The organism is Saccharothrix sp. ST-888 (assembly GCF_000955975.1).
Taxonomy (GTDB): Bacteria; Actinomycetota; Actinomycetes; order Streptomycetales; family Streptomycetaceae; genus Kitasatospora.
On sequence record NZ_JYJF01000042.1, the window covers coordinates 18,770 to 32,769 of the forward strand.

A 14,000-nucleotide genomic window follows, 5' to 3' on the forward strand; every position below is an offset into this window, starting at 1 on the left:
TCCCCGCATCGCTTCGGGGAACGGCCTTCCGGCCTGCATGAACGTAGCACCGACCGGGGCAACAGGATCTGAATCTACGCCCCCCTCACCCCGATTCACCCTGTGATCTTTCCCGCCGAAAAGGCGGACATTTTTACGACCACGAGTCGCAGAGTCAGGAATCCTGCCTCAGTGATCTGCATATTCGCCTCCTCGCGATCGTCCTACCGGTAACTTCTCCCGGTAATTTCCAGGATACTCCTTACTGCGATAATTCGAGCCCGCCGTGCACATAAGTTAATATTTGAAAATTCCCCCGCGTGACGTTTGAGCCTGGATCCACCGATTGGTGACGGGCTGCGGGAGGGTCTGACGCAGAGAGGTGCCCGCTGAGCTGGGAAGATGGGAGTTCCTACGCAACCATAGGTCGGCGGCGCTCGGGAACCGGGCGATGTCCGCGCCGATCTCCGCGAGGACCACCTCGGCTGCGCGGATGTTCATGCCGGGGATCGTGGTCAGCAGTTCGATGCGGCGGCGAAAGGGCCGCACCTGTGCGTCGATGCGCTCGCTGAGCCGGGTTTCCATCGCGGTGCAGGCGTCGATGCGGTCCAGCATGGCGCGGACCAGGAACGCGTGGTGGTCGGTGAAGCGGCCGGTCAGCGCGTGGGCGAGGATCTCGCGCTTGCCGCACATGCGCCGCAGCGCCAGTTCCGCGAGCACCAGGGGGTCGCGTTCGTCGGCGATGAGAACACGGCTTCGAACCCGAGGTTGGCCGCCCGACCATGCTGGGGCTCTCTGTGTCCGCGGCCGCCGCTGGGTGCGCGGACGCGGACACCAACACCCGGAGCGAGCAAGGGTTCCATGTACAGGAACAGCGAGTACAGCGCGACCGGGCAGTACGGGAGCAGCTCTGTTCTCCGTTCAGCCGAGCGGGGAACCGGCCGTGCCGAGGGTGTCGCGTAGCCACTGCTCGACACCTGCCACGTGGACCGTCGCCCAGGAGTGCGCGAGGTCGGGTGCGCGGCGGGTGATGGCGTCGAGGATGGCGTGGTGCTGCTGGCGGGTGCGCTCGACCGCGCCCTCCTCCGTCAGTCCGCGCCAGATCCGCGCGCGTGCGGTCGGGCCGGACAGGCCGTCGATCAGCGAGCAGAGCACGGTGTTGCCCGAGCCGGCGGCGATCCGGCGGTGGAACTCGAGATCGTTGTCGATCAGCTCCTGGAGCGTGGCGTCGTCACTGAGGCCGTCCAGCACCTCGCGCAGGGCTGTGATGTCCTCGTCGGACATGACCCGAGCGGCCATGGCCGCAGCGGCGGGCTCCAGGATGCGGCGGACCTCCAGGAATTCCAGCACCGTGTCGTCCTGGTGAAAGTCGACGACGAAGCCCAGGGCGTCCATCAGCAGGTTCGGTTCCAGGCTGGTCACGTACGTGCCGTCGCCCTGGCGCACGTCGAGCACCCGTATGAGCGAGAGGGCCTTGACCGCCTCGCGCAAGGAGTTGCGTGAGAGGCCGAGCCGCTCGGCGAGGTCGGCCTCCCTCGGAAGGCGAGAGCCGGGGCGGAGCTCGCCACTGACGATCATCGCCTTGATCTTCTCGATCGCCTCGTCAGTGACTGGCACTGCATGCCTCCCATGGTCATGTGCCTTGCAGCATAGTCCTCGCCGCGTCATTCGAACTTATCTTCGAAGTGGCGGCCGTCCACCACCGCCGTACTCACCTGGTCCGAGCCGACGGCCTGCGGTCTGCTCGCCGGGGTCGCTCACGCCTCGTCGTCAAGCGGCCCGGGTGGCCGCAGCCCGTACACCCGGATCGCGTTGCGGCCGAACACGGCCTCCTTCTCCCCCGGGGCCAGCCGGTCGGTGAGGCGGTCGGCAATCCGGACCACTTCGGGGTAGCCGGCCCGGAGGGTGCAGACCGGCCAGTCGGAGCCGAAGAGGATCCGGTGCGGGCCGAAGGCGTCCAGCGCGGTGTCCGCGTAGGGCTTGAGGTCCTCGCTCCGCCAGCTGCCCGGGGTGGCCTCGGTGACCATTCCGGAGAGTTTGCACACGGTGTTGGGCAGTGCCGCCAGCCGGCACAGGTCGGCTGCCCAGGGGTCGAGCGCGCCGGTGGCGATGGGCGGCTTGCCGAGGTGGTCGAGGACGAAGGTCAGCCCGGTGATGCCGGCGGCGGCGAGGGCGGCGGCACGCAGTTGGTGCGGCTTGACGACGAGGTCGTAGGCGAGGCCGGCCGCGGCGACGGCGAGCAGCCCGCGGCGGACATCCCGGCGGAGCAGCCAGTTCGGGTCGGGCTCGTCCTGGACCTGGTGGCGGATGCCCACCAGCCGCTCGCCACCGGGAAGTTCGCGCAGGGCCGCGATCGTGTCGGCGACGTCCGGGGCGGTGAGGTCGGTCCAGCCGACGACCCCGGCGACCAGGTCGTTGCCAGCGGCGAGGGCCAGCAGCTCCGGGGTCTCCTCGGGGACGCAGACCGTCTGGACGGCGACAGTGCCCACCACCCCGGCAGCACGCGCCTCGGCTTCGAGCTCGGCGGCGGAGAACGAGCGGGCGAGCGGTGCGAGGGACTCGCCGGCGATCCAGGGCTGCGGGCGGACGGCCAGGTCCCAGACGTGGTGGTGCGCGTCGATGATCTGCCGGCCGGTCACAGCTCCCACACCACCGGGATGCCTGCGGTGGCGCCGGCCTTCGAGTAGTCGTGGACCACGTCGAGGAGGTCTGCCATCCGGGTCTGCCAGGCGATGTTGACCGGCAGCTGCTCCAGCTCGGCGAGCAGGCCGGCGTAGTCCTCGCATTCGAGCAGGTGGAAGAGCTCGCAGCCGCTGCGCCAGATGGTCCAGGAGGTCGCGCCAGCGGCGCGGATCCCGGCGGTCAGCTCGTCCGGTACCGCACGGTGTGCGGCCTCGTATTCCTCGATCCGGTCCTCGCGGACGCGGGTGTGCAGGGCGATTCTCATGGCTGCTGCTCCGGGTGGGCGGGGTCGACGATGATGACGTCCAGGGTGCGGGGCCCGTGGACGCCTTCCACGCGGTCGAGTTCGATGTCGCTGGTTGCGGACGGGCCGGAGATGAAGGTCAGTGGCCGGGTCGGGTCGAGCCGGGCGAGGGCGTCGGGGACGTCGGCGGCGATCTGCTCGGCCCGGATGACGCACAGGTGGTAGTCGGGGACGAGGGTGAGTGCGCGGCGGCCCTGGCCGGGGCCGGTGTCGAGGACGATGGTGCCGGTGACGGCGATGCCGGCGGCGGCGAGGGTGATCGCACCGTCCAGGGCGTCCAGGGCGGGGATGTCCAGGGGCTCCGTGTGCCACGCCCAACTGCCGGCCGGCAGCAGCGCGACGGGAAATCCGTCCGGCAGGGCCAGGTGGCGGACATCGTGTCTGGCGAGGGTGGCGGCGATGGCGTCCGACAGGCCGGCCCGGTCGGTACGGGTGACGGTGGCGCGGTAGTCGGCGACGCGCTCGGCGAACAGCGCCACGGTGTTCTCGCCCGGCCGGGTGTGGGTGCGGCGGTAGTCGCGGGGCACGGGCACGTCGCCCGGGGTCTCGTCGGCCGGGACATCGGCGAGGGCGGCGCGGATGCGGCCGAGGACGGTGTCGCGGCTGGTCATCGCTCCCCTTCCTTGTTCTTGCGCCACCAGGTGCGGAAGGACTCGGCGGGCGGCGCGGGGGTGTCGCGGGTGTCGGACCACCCGTGCAGCGGGCCGGGCAGTCGGCCGATGCGGCCGCGTCGGGCGAGCGCACGGCCGCCGAGACTCGCCGCCTTCTGCGCAGCGGCGAGCAGCTGGGGGGAGTCGAGAACTCTGGCTGCGGCCTTCATCGCCACGGCCTCGGCCGTGGGCAGGCGTTCGGAGGTCCGCTTCGCCTCGACGACCTCGGCCCGCAGGTGGGCCAGGACCTCCGGGATGTTGATCTTTACGGGGCAGGCGTCGTAGCAGGCCCCGCACAGGGTGGAGGCGAAGGGCAGCAACGCGGCCCCGCTTTTTATGTCACCGTCCACTCCCACCAGCTGCGGGGTGAGTACGGCGCCGATCGGTCCGGGGTAGACCGAGCCGTACGCGTGGCCGCCGGTGCGCTCGAAGACCGGACAGACGTTGAGGCAGGCCGAGCAACGGATGCAGGCGAGGGCCTGGCGTCCGACGGTGTCGGCGAGGGTGTCGCTGCGGCCGTTGTCGAGCAGCACCAGGTGGAAGTCCTGCGGCCCGTCGCCGTCGGTGGTGCCGGTCCAGGTGGAGGTGTAGGGGTTCATCCGCTCGCCGGTGGAGGAGCGGGGTAGCAGCTGGAGGAACACCTCCAGGTCGGACCAGGTGGGGACGACCTTTTCGATGCCCATGACGGTGATCAGGGTCTGCGGGAGGGTGAGGCACATCCGGCCGTTGCCCTCGGACTCCACGACGACGACGGTACCGGTGTCGGCCATGGCGAAGTTGGCGCCGGAGACGGCGACCTTGGCGGTGAGGAACTTCTCGCGCAGGTGCAAGCGGGCGGCCTCCGCGAGTTCGGCCGGGTCGTCGCCCAGCCCGTCGGGCGCCGGTTGCCCCCACTCCCCCATCCTGGCGGTGAAGAGGTCGCGGATCTCGGTGCGGTTCCTGTGGATCGCCGGGACCAGGATATGGGAGGGCCGGTCGTCGCCCAGCTGGACGATGAGCTCGGCGAGGTCGGTCTCGTACGCGGTGATCCCTGCCTCAGCGAGGTGTTCGTTGAGGCCGATCTCCTGGGTGACCATGGACTTGACCTTCACGACCTCTTGCTCGCCGGTCGCGCGTACCAGGTCGGTGACGATCCGGTTGGCCTCGGCAGCGTCGGCGGCCCAGTGCACGGTTCCGCCCGCCGCGGTGACGGACTGCTCCAACTGCACCAGGTAGCGGTCGAGATGGCGCGACGTGCGCTTCTTGATCGCGGCAGCCGACTCGCGCAGCGCCTCCCAGTCGTCCAACTCGGAGGCGACGGCGAGGCGCTTGTCGCGGATGGTGGAGGTGGCCCGTCTGAGGTTGGCGCGCAGCTGGGTGTTCTTCAGTGCCTCGCGGGCGGCGTCGGGGAAGGACGGGGAGCCGAGCCAGACCACGCCGCGGTCGCCGGGGTTGCTCATCGCGCGGCTCCTTCGGTGGCTGCGAGGATCTCGGCCAGGTGCATGGTCCGGACCGGACTGCCCTGCCTGGAGAGGCCGCCGCCGATGTGCATGAGGCAGGAGTTGTCGGCCGCGCAGAGGACCTCGGCCCCGGTGGACAGTACCCCGTCCGTCTTGTCGGCGAGCATCGCGGCGGAGGTCTCGGCGTTCTTGACGGCGAAGGTGCCGCCGAAGCCGCAGCACGCGTCGGCGGCCGGCAGGTCGACCAGCTCGATGTCCTTGACGCCGCTCAGCAGTTGCAGCGGGCGGTCGCCGAGGCGCAGGCCGCGCAGCGAATGGCAGGTGGGGTGGTAGGTGACGCGGTGCGGGAAGCGGGCGCCGACGTCGGTGACACCGAGGACGTCGGTCAGGAACTCGGTGAACTCGTGCACTCTGGGCACCACTTCCGCGACCTGCCACTGGAGCTCGGTGTGCCCGTACTGCTCGGCCAGTACCGGGTGGTTGTCCCGCACCATGCCGGCGCACGACGCGGACGGGGTGACCACCGCGTCGTACTCGGCGAAGGTCCGGGCGAAGCGCGACACCAGTGGCACGGCGTCCGGGCGGTAGCCGGTGTTGAAGTGCATCTGTCCGCAGCAGGTCTGCTCCTGCGGGAAGTCGACCGTGTGGCCGAGCCGCTCCAGGACGGTCACCACCGCCCGGCCGGTGCCCGGAAACATGGTGTCGTTGAAGCAGGTGATGAACAGGGCGATACGCATCAGCCCACCTCCGAAGGGGTCGGCACGTCTGCGGCGAGCATCCCGCGCTCCTTCAACTCCGCCCACAGCGCATCCGGGATGGGGTGGTGGAGCATTGCGGCGGCGTCCCGCGCCTCGGCGGCGCTGCGGGTGCCGACCAGGACGCTCGCTACGGCTGGGTGCCCGAACGGGAATCGCAGGGCGGCGGCGCGCAGCGGCACGCCGTACCGTTCGCAGACGGTCTTGAACCCGATCGCACGCTCGAGTAGCTGCAGCTGCGCGGGAGCGTAGTCGAAGGTGGCGCCGGGTCTGGGGTCGGCGAGCAGGCCGGAGTTGAAGACCCCGCCGATCACCACGCCGACGCCGCGCTGGTGGGCGAGGGGCAGGAGTTCGGTGAGACCGCGCTGGTCGAGGAGGCTGTAGCGACCGGCCAGCAGCACGGCGTCGATGTCCGTCTCGCGGACGAAGCGGGTGAGCAGGTCGGCGTGGTTCATGCCGACACCGATCGCCCCCACCACGCCCTCTGCGCGCAGCCGTTCCAACTCGGGGTAGGCCTCGGCGAGGACCTGCTCGGCATGGTCGTCGGGATCGTGCAGGTAGGCGACGTCGATCCGGTCCAGGCCGAGCCGGTTCAGGCTCTCCTCGATGGAGCTGCGCACGCCCTTCGCACTGAAGTCCCAGCGTCGGCGGTGGGTCGCCGGGACGGCGAAGCCGTTCGCGAGGTCGTCGCCGCCGAGGTCGGCCGGCTCCAGCAGCCTGCCGACCTTGGTGGACAGTACGTACTCGCTGCGGGGCCTGGCGCTCAGTGCGTCGCCGAGGCGGCGTTCGGACAGGCCGAGGCCGTAGTGCGGGGCGGTGTCGAAGTAGCGGACGCCCGCCTCCCAGGCGGCTGCCACGGCCTGCTCGGCCTGCTTGTCGGTCACCGCCGTGAACAGGTTGCCGATTCCGGCCCCGCCGAAGGCGAGTTCGCTGACCCGTACCGGGGTTCGACCCAGTCGGTTGCGGTGCAGGTTCACGGCTTCGGCTCCGAGCGAAGGCGCAGGCCGGCCATGCCGCCGTCGACCGCGAGGGCGGTGCCGGTGACGCTGCCGGCGGCCGGAGAGGCAAGGTAGGCGATGGCCGTGGCCACCTCCTCGGCGGTGACCAGGCGACCGGTCGGCTGGCGGCCGTTCAGCGCGGCGCGCTCGGCGGTCGGATCTGCGGCGGCGTCCAGCAGCCGGCCGACCCACGGAGTGTCGACGGTGCCCGGGTTGACGCAGTTGACCCGGATGCCTTCGCGGACGTGGTCGGCGGCCATGGCGAGGGTGAGCGAGAGCACCGCGCCCTTGGACGCCGAGTACAGGGCGCGCTGCGGCAGCCCGGCGGTGGCCGCGATGGAGCAGGTGTTGACGATCGAGGCGGTACGCCCCGGATTGGACGACACAGAGCGGCGCAGGTGCGGCAAGGCAGCGCGGGTGACCCGGACCAGTCCCAGGACGTTGACGTCCAGCACCCGGTGCCACTGCGCGTCGTCGTTGTCCTCGACCGTCCCGGCGGCGCCGATGCCGGCGTTGTTGACCAGGATGTCGATGCCGCCGAGTGCCTCGGCCGCGCCGATGACGGCGGCGCGGACCGAGGCGTCGTCGCTGACGTCGGCGGTGAAGCCGCGCAGCGAGGCAGGGGCGGCGCCGGGGTCGAGGTCGAGGACGGCGACCTGCGCGCCGCGCTCGGCGAGCAGCCGGGCGGTGGCCAGGCCGATGCCGGAGGCGCCGCCGGTGACCAGGGCGGTGAGGCCGTCGAGTTCGGTCGTCATGCGCGCTCCTCGGTGTCTGCGCCGCAGAGGTCGGCGGCCGTGTCTGCGGCCCAGAAGGCGCCGTCGGGGTAGGTGTAGGTGTCGATGGTCGCCTGGTGCATGGTGGCGGAGAAGCCGGGCACGGTGGGCGCCCTGTAGCGGCCGCTGTTGATCACCACCGGGTCGAGGAAGTGCTGGTGGAGGTGGTCGACGTACTCGACGACGCGGTCCTCGATGGTGCCGGACAGCGCGACGTAGTCGAACATCGACAGGTGCTGGACCAGCTCGCACAGGCCCACGCCGCCGGCGTGCGGGCAGACCGGGACGCCGAACTTGGCGGCGAGCAGCAGGATGGCGAGGTTCTCGTTGACGCCGGCCACCCGGGCCGAGTCCAGCTGGAGGACGTCGATGGCACCGGCCTGGAGGAGCTGCTTGAAGACGATGCGGTTCTGCACGTGCTCGCCGGTGGCGACCTTGATCGGATGGACGCCCTGCCGGACGGCGGCGTGGCCGAGGACATCGTCGGGGCTGGTGGGCTCCTCGATCCAGTACGGGTCGAACTCGGCGAGGGCGTTCGTCCACTCGATGGCCTCGGCGACGTTCCAGCGCTGGTTGGCGTCGATCGCCATGCGGATGTCCGGGCCGACGGCCGCGCGGGCGGCGCGGCAGCGGCGGATGTCGTCCTCCAGGTCGGCGCCGACCTTCAGCTTGATCTGGGTGAATCCGTCGGCGACCGCCTGCTCGGCGAGGCGGGTGAGCTTCTCGTCGCTGTACCCGAGCCAGCCGGGCGAGGTGGTGTAGGCGGGGTAGCCTCGGCGCAGCAGTTCTGCGGCCCGCTCGCCGGCGCCCTGCTTGCCCTTGGCCAGCAGTTCCAGGGCCTCGTCGGGCGTCAGTGCGTCCGCGATGTAGCGGAAGTCGACCTGGGACACCAGCCAATCGGGGTCAGCGTCGGCGAGGAGCTGCCACAGGGGCTTGCCCTCGCGCTTGGCGGCCAGGTCCCAGACGGCGTTGACGACGGCGCCGATGGCCATGTGCATCACGCCCTTCTCGGGGCCGAGCCAGCGCAGCTGGCTGTCGCCGATCAGGTCGCGGTACAGGGAGCCGGGGTCGGCGCACAGCTCGGCGACGGGGCGTCCGACGATGTGCTCGCGCAGTGCGTCGATGGCGGCGACCTGGACGTCGTTGCCTCGTCCGATGGTGAACGTGAAGCCGTGGCCCTCGTGGCCGCCGGCGGAGGTGCGCAGCACGACGTACGCGGCGGAGTAGTCGGGGTCGGGGTTCATCGCGTCGGACCCGTCCAGTTCCCGCGAGGTGGGGAAGCGGATGTCGTAGGTGTCGACGGCGGTGATCCGCGCTGTGGTCGCGGGCAACGTGGTGCCTTTCATGCGTTGGAGAAGGTCTGACGCTGGGTGCCGAGGCCGTCAATGGACAGCTCGACGGTGTCTCCCTCGCGCAGGTACGGGGTGCCGGGCAGCCCCAGAGCCACGCCGGCCGGGGTACCGGTGTTGATGACGTCGCCGGGGCGCAGCACCATGTACTGGCTGAGGTACCAGACGAGGTACGCGACCTCGAAGATCATGTTCTTGGTGTCGCCGTCCTGGCGCACGTCGCCGTTGACCGAGAGCCGCAGCCCCAGTGATTGCGGGTCGGCGATCTCATCGGATGTCACCAGCCAGGGGCCCAGCGGGTTGAAGGTCTCGCAGGACTTCCCGAGGTCCCACTGCGCGGAGTACTCCAGCTGGAACTCACGCTCGGAGACGTCGTTGCTGATCGTGTAACCGGCGATGCACGCGCCGGCCTCGGCGGGGCTCGCCAGGTAGCGGGCCTCACGGCCGATGACGACCGCCAGCTCGACCTCCCAGTCGGTCTTCACCGAACCGCGCGGGATCAGTACCCGGTCGTAGGGGCCGACCACGGTGGAGGGGTCCTTCATGAAGACCACCGGCCGCTCGGGGACGGCCGCTCCCGTCTCCGCCGCGTGGTCACGGTAGTTGAGGCCGATGCACACCACCTTCCCCGGGCGGGCGATGGGAGCGCCGACGCGCAGGCCGGCTGTGTCGACGGTCGGGAGCGAGCCTTCGGCCAGCGCCTCCCGGGCCCGGTCGATGCCGCCGGAAGCGAGGAACGCCCCGTCGATGTCGGCGGTCAGGGCTGTGAGCGCGAAGGTGGCGCCGCTCTGGTCGACGACGACTGGAGTCTCGGCTCCCGGTGCGCCGATGCGCCCTAGTCTCATGTGTTCTCTCCTGTCGTCGCGCCGAGGACCGATGCCTCGCGGCCGCCGATACATCGGATGAATCGTGGCGCCCTGACCATACGAGCATCGCCCGCACCACCGCAAGAAGTCCTCCGATGATTGTCGGCAGATTCGGCCTGCTCTCCTCCATGCGCGCAGTTCAGATGACACATCTCGGGCCGATCGCGCCCTCTCCCCTAACCCGGATATCACGGTTGAGAATCATCCGAGGTCTCCTCTTGTCAGCCAGATGTCCGACTCGTAAGGTCCTCACTGCCGCAAGCCATCCGATGACTGCGAGGTCCGCTTCCTACTGTGACGGACCGCCACAACCACGGGCCGGTCGCTCCCTCCGCGCCGGGCCGCACCGGTTCCGAACTCAGCCCGTCAGGGGCGCCTGCCACCCCAGCCCCAAGGAGATCAGCACCATGAACCCTCGCTCCTCCAAGATCGCGGCCACGGCCGCCACCGTGGTCGTCCTGGCGGGGTTCGCCACGGCGTGCAACCGCGGCAGCGACTCGAACACCTCCGCCTCCGGCGGCAAGCCGGCCATCGGCGTCGACCTGCCCCGCGCGGACTCCGACTTCTGGAACTCCTACGCGCAGTACATCAAGCAGGACGGCTCCTCCCAGGGCCTGAACACCCTGCCGGTGAGCAACTCCCAGAACGACGTCACCAAGCTCGTCGCCAACGTCCAGGTCTTCCAGAACACCGGCGCCAAGGCCGTCGTGATGGCCCCGCAGGACACCGGTGCCATCGCCTCCACCCTCGACCAGCTCTCCGTCAAGAAGATCCCCGTGGTAAGCGTCGACACCCGCCCCGACAAGGGGCAGGTGTACATGGTGGTCCGCGCCGACAACAAGGCGTACGGCGCCAAGGCCTGTGAGTTCCTGGGCAAGCAGCTCGGCGGCAAGGGCAAGGTCGCCGAGCTCCAGGGCGCGCTGAGCTCCATCAACGGCCGCGACCGCTCCGAGGCCTTCGCCGCCTGCATGAAGGAGAAGTTCCCCGACATCCAGGTGATCGAGCTGGCCACCGACTGGAAGGGCGACGTCGCCTCCGCCAAGCTCCAGTCCACCCTGGCCGCCAACCCGGACCTGGGCGGCATCTACATGCAGGCCGGCGGCGTCTTCCTTCAGCCGACCCTCGCCCTCCTCCAGCAGAAGGGCCTGCTCAAGCCCGCCGGCCAGCCCGGCCACATCGCGATCATCTCCAACGACGGCATCCCGCAGGAGTTCGACGCGATCCGCAAGGGCGACATCGACGCCACCGTCTCCCAGCCGGCCGACCTCTACGCCAAGTACGCGCTGTTCTACGCCCAGGCCGGAGCCGAGGGCAAGACCTTCCAGCCCGGCCCCACCGACCACGGGTCGACCATCATCCAGCTGCCGAACGGCCTGGAGGACCAGCTCCCCGCGCCGCTGGTGACCAAGGACAACGTCGACGACAAGTCCCTGTGGGGCAACAACGTCAGCAAGTAATCCCCGCACCCTCGTGAACGGCGGCGCTCCGAGCCTGCTCAGGCCGCCGTTCACGGGAACCCTCGGAAAGGACACCCCCGCCATGGCGGACCCCAGCCCCGTCCGGGGCCCCGTCGTCGAGGCCGACGGGATCAGCAAGCGCTTCGGCGCCACCGTCGCCCTCAGCGACGCCCGCATCTCGGTCGCACCCGGCGAGTCGCACGCCCTGGTCGGCCGAAACGGCGCGGGCAAGTCCACGCTCGTCTCGATCCTCACCGGCCTGCAGAACCCCGACACCGGCACCCTGCGCTTCAACGGCCAACCCGCCCCGGCCCCCGGTGACACCGACGCCTGGCGGTCAAGGGTCGCCTGCGTCTACCAGCGCTCCACCATCATTCCCGCGCTGACCGTCGCGGAGAACCTCTTCCTGGACCGGCAGAGCACGGGTTCGCTGCGCCCGATCAGCTGGAAGCAGCTGCGGAGCCGGGCCGGTGAACTCCTGGCCGAGTATGGAGTCGACGTCGACCCGGGCGCACGCGCCGAGCACCTGAGCGTCGAGCAGCGCCAGTTCGTCGAGATCGCCCGGGCGCTGTCCTTCGGCGCCCGCTTCATCATCCTGGACGAGCCCACCGCCAAACTCGACGCGCGCGGTATCGAGAAGCTCTTCGACAAGCTGCGCTCACTCCAGCAGCAGGGTGTCGCTTTCCTCTTCATCTCCCACCACCTGCAGGAGGTCTACGACCTCTGCACCACCGTCACGGTCTACCGCGACGCCCGGCACATCGTCACCGCGCCGGTCGCCGAGCTCGACCAGCAGGCCCTGGTGGAGGCGATGACCGGCGATCGCGCCCGAGGCTCCGAGCCCGCGTGGTCGGTGACCGGCCGGACGCTCCATGACGGCGCCCCGCTTCTGGAGGTCTCCGGGCTCAGCCTGGACGGCGCGTACCAGGACTTCTCCCTGACCGCGCGTCCGGGCGAAGTCGTGGGCCTGGCCGGGGCGGCTGCCAGCGGCAACGTCCAGCTCGGTGAGACCCTCGCCGGCCTGCACCGCCCCCGGGCCGGCACGGTCACCGTCGCGGGCCGGCCGGTACGTACGGGCCGGGTTCCGGCCGCTCTCGCAGCAGGGATCGGCTTCGTCCCCGAGGACCGCCACATCCAGGGCCTGGTTCCACAGCGCAGCGTCGCCGAGAACGCCACCTTGACCGTCACCGACCAGCTCGGCCCGTTCGGCACGGTCATGCCCTCGCGGACCCGCGCCTTCGCCGAGCGGATGATCAGCGGACTCGACATCAAGACGCCCGGCCCCTCGACCCCGGTGTCCGCCCTGTCCGGCGGAAACCAGCAGAAGGTCGTCATCGCCCGCGCGCTCGCCACCGAGCCACACGTCCTGGTCGCCATCCGGCCCACCAACGGCGTCGACATCAAGTCCAAGGAGTCCCTACTCGGCACCGTGCGTGAAGTCGCCGATGCCGGCAAGAGCGCCCTGATCGTGTCCGACGAACTCGACGACCTGCGGGTCTGCGACCGCGTCCTGGCCATGTTCCACGGCCGCGTCGTCGCCGAGTTCGAGCACGGCTGGAGCGACGAACAACTGGTCGCAGCCATGGAGGGCATGGCCGGCCCGACCGACACGAAGGAAGACAATGACTCCCACCACTGAGGTCCGCGCGAACTCGGCCGCCGCCGTCCCCGCGCCCGCGCGGCGCCGCATCGACCTGGCCCGCTACCGCGATCTATCGCTCGTCCCGGTCCTGCTCGTCCTGGGAGTCATCGGCTTCGCGGTCTCCCCCGCCTTCCTCACCTCCGACAACCTCCTCGGCGTCGGACAACAGGCCACCGAACTGAGCCTGCTCGTCCTGGCCGAGGCCCTGATCCTGATCGCCGGCCGGATGGACCTCTCCCTGGAGTCCACCATCGGCGTCGCCCCGGTCATCGCCGTCTGGCTGGTCCTGCCCGACCACGGCGCCCGGTTCAACGGCCTCGGCCTCTTCCCCTCCTGGACCGCCATCCCGCTGTGCCTCGCGGTCGGCGCGCTGATCGGCGCGATCAATGGCTTCCTCATCCTCAAGCTGCGACTCAACGGCTTCATCGTCACCCTCGGCGCGCTCACCCTGCTGCGCGGCCTCCAAGTCGCCATCTCCCAGGGCCAATCCATCGTCAACCTGCCCGGCTCCTTCACCTACCTGGGCAGCACCAGCTGGCTCGGCGTCCCGGCCGCGATCTGGATCTGCGCCTTGCTCTTCCTGGCCGGCGGCAGCGCCCTCGCCTGGCTGCGCCACGGCCGCGCCCTGTACGCGATCGGCGGCAACGCAGAAGCCGCCAGGGCCGCCGGTATCCGGGTCGACCGGGTCACCTGGGCCGTCCTGATCCTCGGCAGCCTGCTCGCGGCCTTCGCGGGTGTCCTCTACACCGGCCACTACGGCTCCATCTCCGCTGACCAGGGCAACGGCTGGATCTTCCAGGTCTTCGCCGCGACCGTCATCGGCGGCGTCAGCCTCAACGGCGGCCGCGGCACCCTCTTCGGTGCCCTCACGGGCGTGCTGACCCTCCAGCTGGTGGTCAACGTCATGACCCTCGCGGGCGTGCCGCCGCTGTGGAACCAGTTCCTCAACGGCGCGATCATCATCGTCGCCCTGATCATCTCCCGCTTCGCCTCCGGCGAGCAGCAGGAGTAACGGGTCTGACCACCCCGAGCCGCCGGAGCGGCGCCACCAGTCGGTCGGGCACTGGTCGCGCCGCTCCGGCCTCCCGTTCCCGCACCGCCAGGAC

Annotated in this window: 14 protein-coding genes; 3 read left to right on the forward strand and 11 right to left on the reverse strand. The window is 70.4% G+C overall.

Annotated elements, in window-relative coordinates:
* Positions 1-276 precede the first annotated feature (276 nt).
* From UK12_RS15630 to UK12_RS15680, 11 genes are all read right to left on the reverse strand, one after another.
* Positions 277-699 (reverse strand): transposase, encoded by a 423-nt coding sequence (locus UK12_RS15630; protein ID WP_045303579.1) that lies wholly within the window; start codon positions 697-699, stop codon positions 277-279.
* 201 nt (positions 700-900) lie between these two features.
* Complete coding sequence (locus tag UK12_RS15635) at positions 901-1,596, reverse strand: FadR/GntR family transcriptional regulator (RefSeq protein ID WP_045303580.1); 696 nt, start codon at positions 1,594-1,596, stop codon at positions 901-903.
* A gap of 140 nt (positions 1,597-1,736) precedes the next feature.
* A complete protein-coding gene (locus UK12_RS15640; RefSeq protein ID WP_045303581.1) occupies positions 1,737-2,618 on the reverse strand; it encodes an amidohydrolase family protein in 882 nt (293 codons plus the stop codon).
* Entirely contained in the window at positions 2,615-2,926 is a 312-nt protein-coding gene (locus UK12_RS15645) for an L-rhamnose mutarotase (RefSeq protein WP_045303582.1), read from the reverse strand. The genes UK12_RS15640 and UK12_RS15645 overlap by 4 nt, the downstream gene beginning before the upstream one ends.
* Positions 2,923-3,576 carry a LutC/YkgG family protein gene (locus tag UK12_RS15650; protein WP_045303583.1) on the reverse strand — a complete coding sequence of 218 codons (654 nt, stop codon included), beginning with the start codon at positions 3,574-3,576 and terminating at the stop codon, positions 2,923-2,925. The genes UK12_RS15645 and UK12_RS15650 overlap by 4 nt, the downstream gene beginning before the upstream one ends.
* Positions 3,573-5,054 carry a LutB/LldF family L-lactate oxidation iron-sulfur protein gene (locus UK12_RS15655; protein WP_045303584.1) on the reverse strand — a complete coding sequence of 494 codons (1,482 nt, stop codon included), beginning with the start codon at positions 5,052-5,054 and terminating at the stop codon, positions 3,573-3,575. Before UK12_RS15655 ends, UK12_RS15650 begins: the two co-directional genes overlap by 4 nt.
* Positions 5,051-5,791 carry a (Fe-S)-binding protein gene (locus tag UK12_RS15660; RefSeq protein ID WP_045303585.1) on the reverse strand — a complete coding sequence of 247 codons (741 nt, stop codon included), beginning with the start codon at positions 5,789-5,791 and terminating at the stop codon, positions 5,051-5,053. The genes UK12_RS15655 and UK12_RS15660 overlap by 4 nt, the downstream gene beginning before the upstream one ends.
* Positions 5,791-6,780 carry an aldo/keto reductase gene (locus tag UK12_RS15665; RefSeq protein ID WP_045303602.1) on the reverse strand — a complete coding sequence of 330 codons (990 nt, stop codon included), beginning with the start codon at positions 6,778-6,780 and terminating at the stop codon, positions 5,791-5,793. Before UK12_RS15665 ends, UK12_RS15660 begins: the two co-directional genes overlap by 1 nt.
* A gap of 2 nt (positions 6,781-6,782) precedes the next feature.
* Positions 6,783-7,562, reverse strand: a complete 780-nt coding sequence (locus tag UK12_RS15670; protein WP_045303586.1) for an SDR family NAD(P)-dependent oxidoreductase — start codon at positions 7,560-7,562, stop codon at positions 6,783-6,785.
* Positions 7,559-8,926 (reverse strand): L-fuconate dehydratase, encoded by a 1,368-nt coding sequence (locus UK12_RS15675; protein ID WP_045303587.1) that lies wholly within the window; start codon positions 8,924-8,926, stop codon positions 7,559-7,561. The genes UK12_RS15670 and UK12_RS15675 overlap by 4 nt, the downstream gene beginning before the upstream one ends.
* Positions 8,923-9,774: a fumarylacetoacetate hydrolase family protein gene (locus tag UK12_RS15680; RefSeq protein WP_045303588.1), complete on the reverse strand. Its 852-nt coding sequence runs from the start codon at positions 9,772-9,774 to the stop codon at positions 8,923-8,925. Before UK12_RS15680 ends, UK12_RS15675 begins: the two co-directional genes overlap by 4 nt.
* 428 nt (positions 9,775-10,202) lie before the next feature.
* On the opposite strand from UK12_RS15680, the gene UK12_RS15685 reads away from it, so the two are divergent.
* The 3 genes from UK12_RS15685 to UK12_RS15695 all read left to right on the forward strand — a co-directional run bounded on the left by UK12_RS15685 (position 10,203) and on the right by UK12_RS15695 (position 13,906).
* Complete coding sequence (locus UK12_RS15685) at positions 10,203-11,252, forward strand: sugar ABC transporter substrate-binding protein (RefSeq protein WP_045303589.1); 1,050 nt, start codon at positions 10,203-10,205, stop codon at positions 11,250-11,252.
* Between the two features lie 82 nt (positions 11,253-11,334).
* On the forward strand, positions 11,335-12,891 hold the full coding sequence (locus UK12_RS15690) for a sugar ABC transporter ATP-binding protein (RefSeq protein ID WP_045303590.1): 1,557 nt from the start codon (positions 11,335-11,337) through the stop codon (positions 12,889-12,891).
* Entirely contained in the window at positions 12,875-13,906 is a 1,032-nt protein-coding gene (locus UK12_RS15695) for an ABC transporter permease (RefSeq protein WP_045303591.1), read from the forward strand. The genes UK12_RS15690 and UK12_RS15695 overlap by 17 nt, the downstream gene beginning before the upstream one ends.
* Positions 13,907-14,000: the final 94 nt, after the last annotated feature.

What these genes read in the sequence shown, in the direction of transcription:
- UK12_RS15645 (WP_045303582.1), bottom strand. Translation starts at nt 2,926, where the DNA reads ATGAGAATCGCCCTGCACACCCGCGTCCGCGAGGACCGGATCGAGGAA.
- UK12_RS15650 (WP_045303583.1), bottom strand. Translation starts at nt 3,576, where the DNA reads ATGACCAGCCGCGACACCGTCCTCGGCCGCATCCGCGCCGCCCTCGCC.
- UK12_RS15655 (WP_045303584.1), bottom strand. Translation starts at nt 5,054, where the DNA reads ATGAGCAACCCCGGCGACCGCGGCGTGGTCTGGCTCGGCTCCCCGTCC.
- UK12_RS15660 (WP_045303585.1), bottom strand. Translation starts at nt 5,791, where the DNA reads ATGCGTATCGCCCTGTTCATCACCTGCTTCAACGACACCATGTTTCCG.
- UK12_RS15670 (WP_045303586.1), bottom strand. Translation starts at nt 7,562, where the DNA reads ATGACGACCGAACTCGACGGCCTCACCGCCCTGGTCACCGGCGGCGCC.
- UK12_RS15675 (WP_045303587.1), bottom strand. Translation starts at nt 8,926, where the DNA reads ATGAAAGGCACCACGTTGCCCGCGACCACAGCGCGGATCACCGCCGTC.
- UK12_RS15680 (WP_045303588.1), bottom strand. Translation starts at nt 9,774, where the DNA reads ATGAGACTAGGGCGCATCGGCGCACCGGGAGCCGAGACTCCAGTCGTC.
- UK12_RS15685 (WP_045303589.1), top strand. Translation starts at nt 10,203, where the DNA reads ATGAACCCTCGCTCCTCCAAGATCGCGGCCACGGCCGCCACCGTGGTC.
- UK12_RS15690 (WP_045303590.1), top strand. Translation starts at nt 11,335, where the DNA reads ATGGCGGACCCCAGCCCCGTCCGGGGCCCCGTCGTCGAGGCCGACGGG.
- UK12_RS15695 (WP_045303591.1), top strand. Translation starts at nt 12,875, where the DNA reads ATGACTCCCACCACTGAGGTCCGCGCGAACTCGGCCGCCGCCGTCCCC.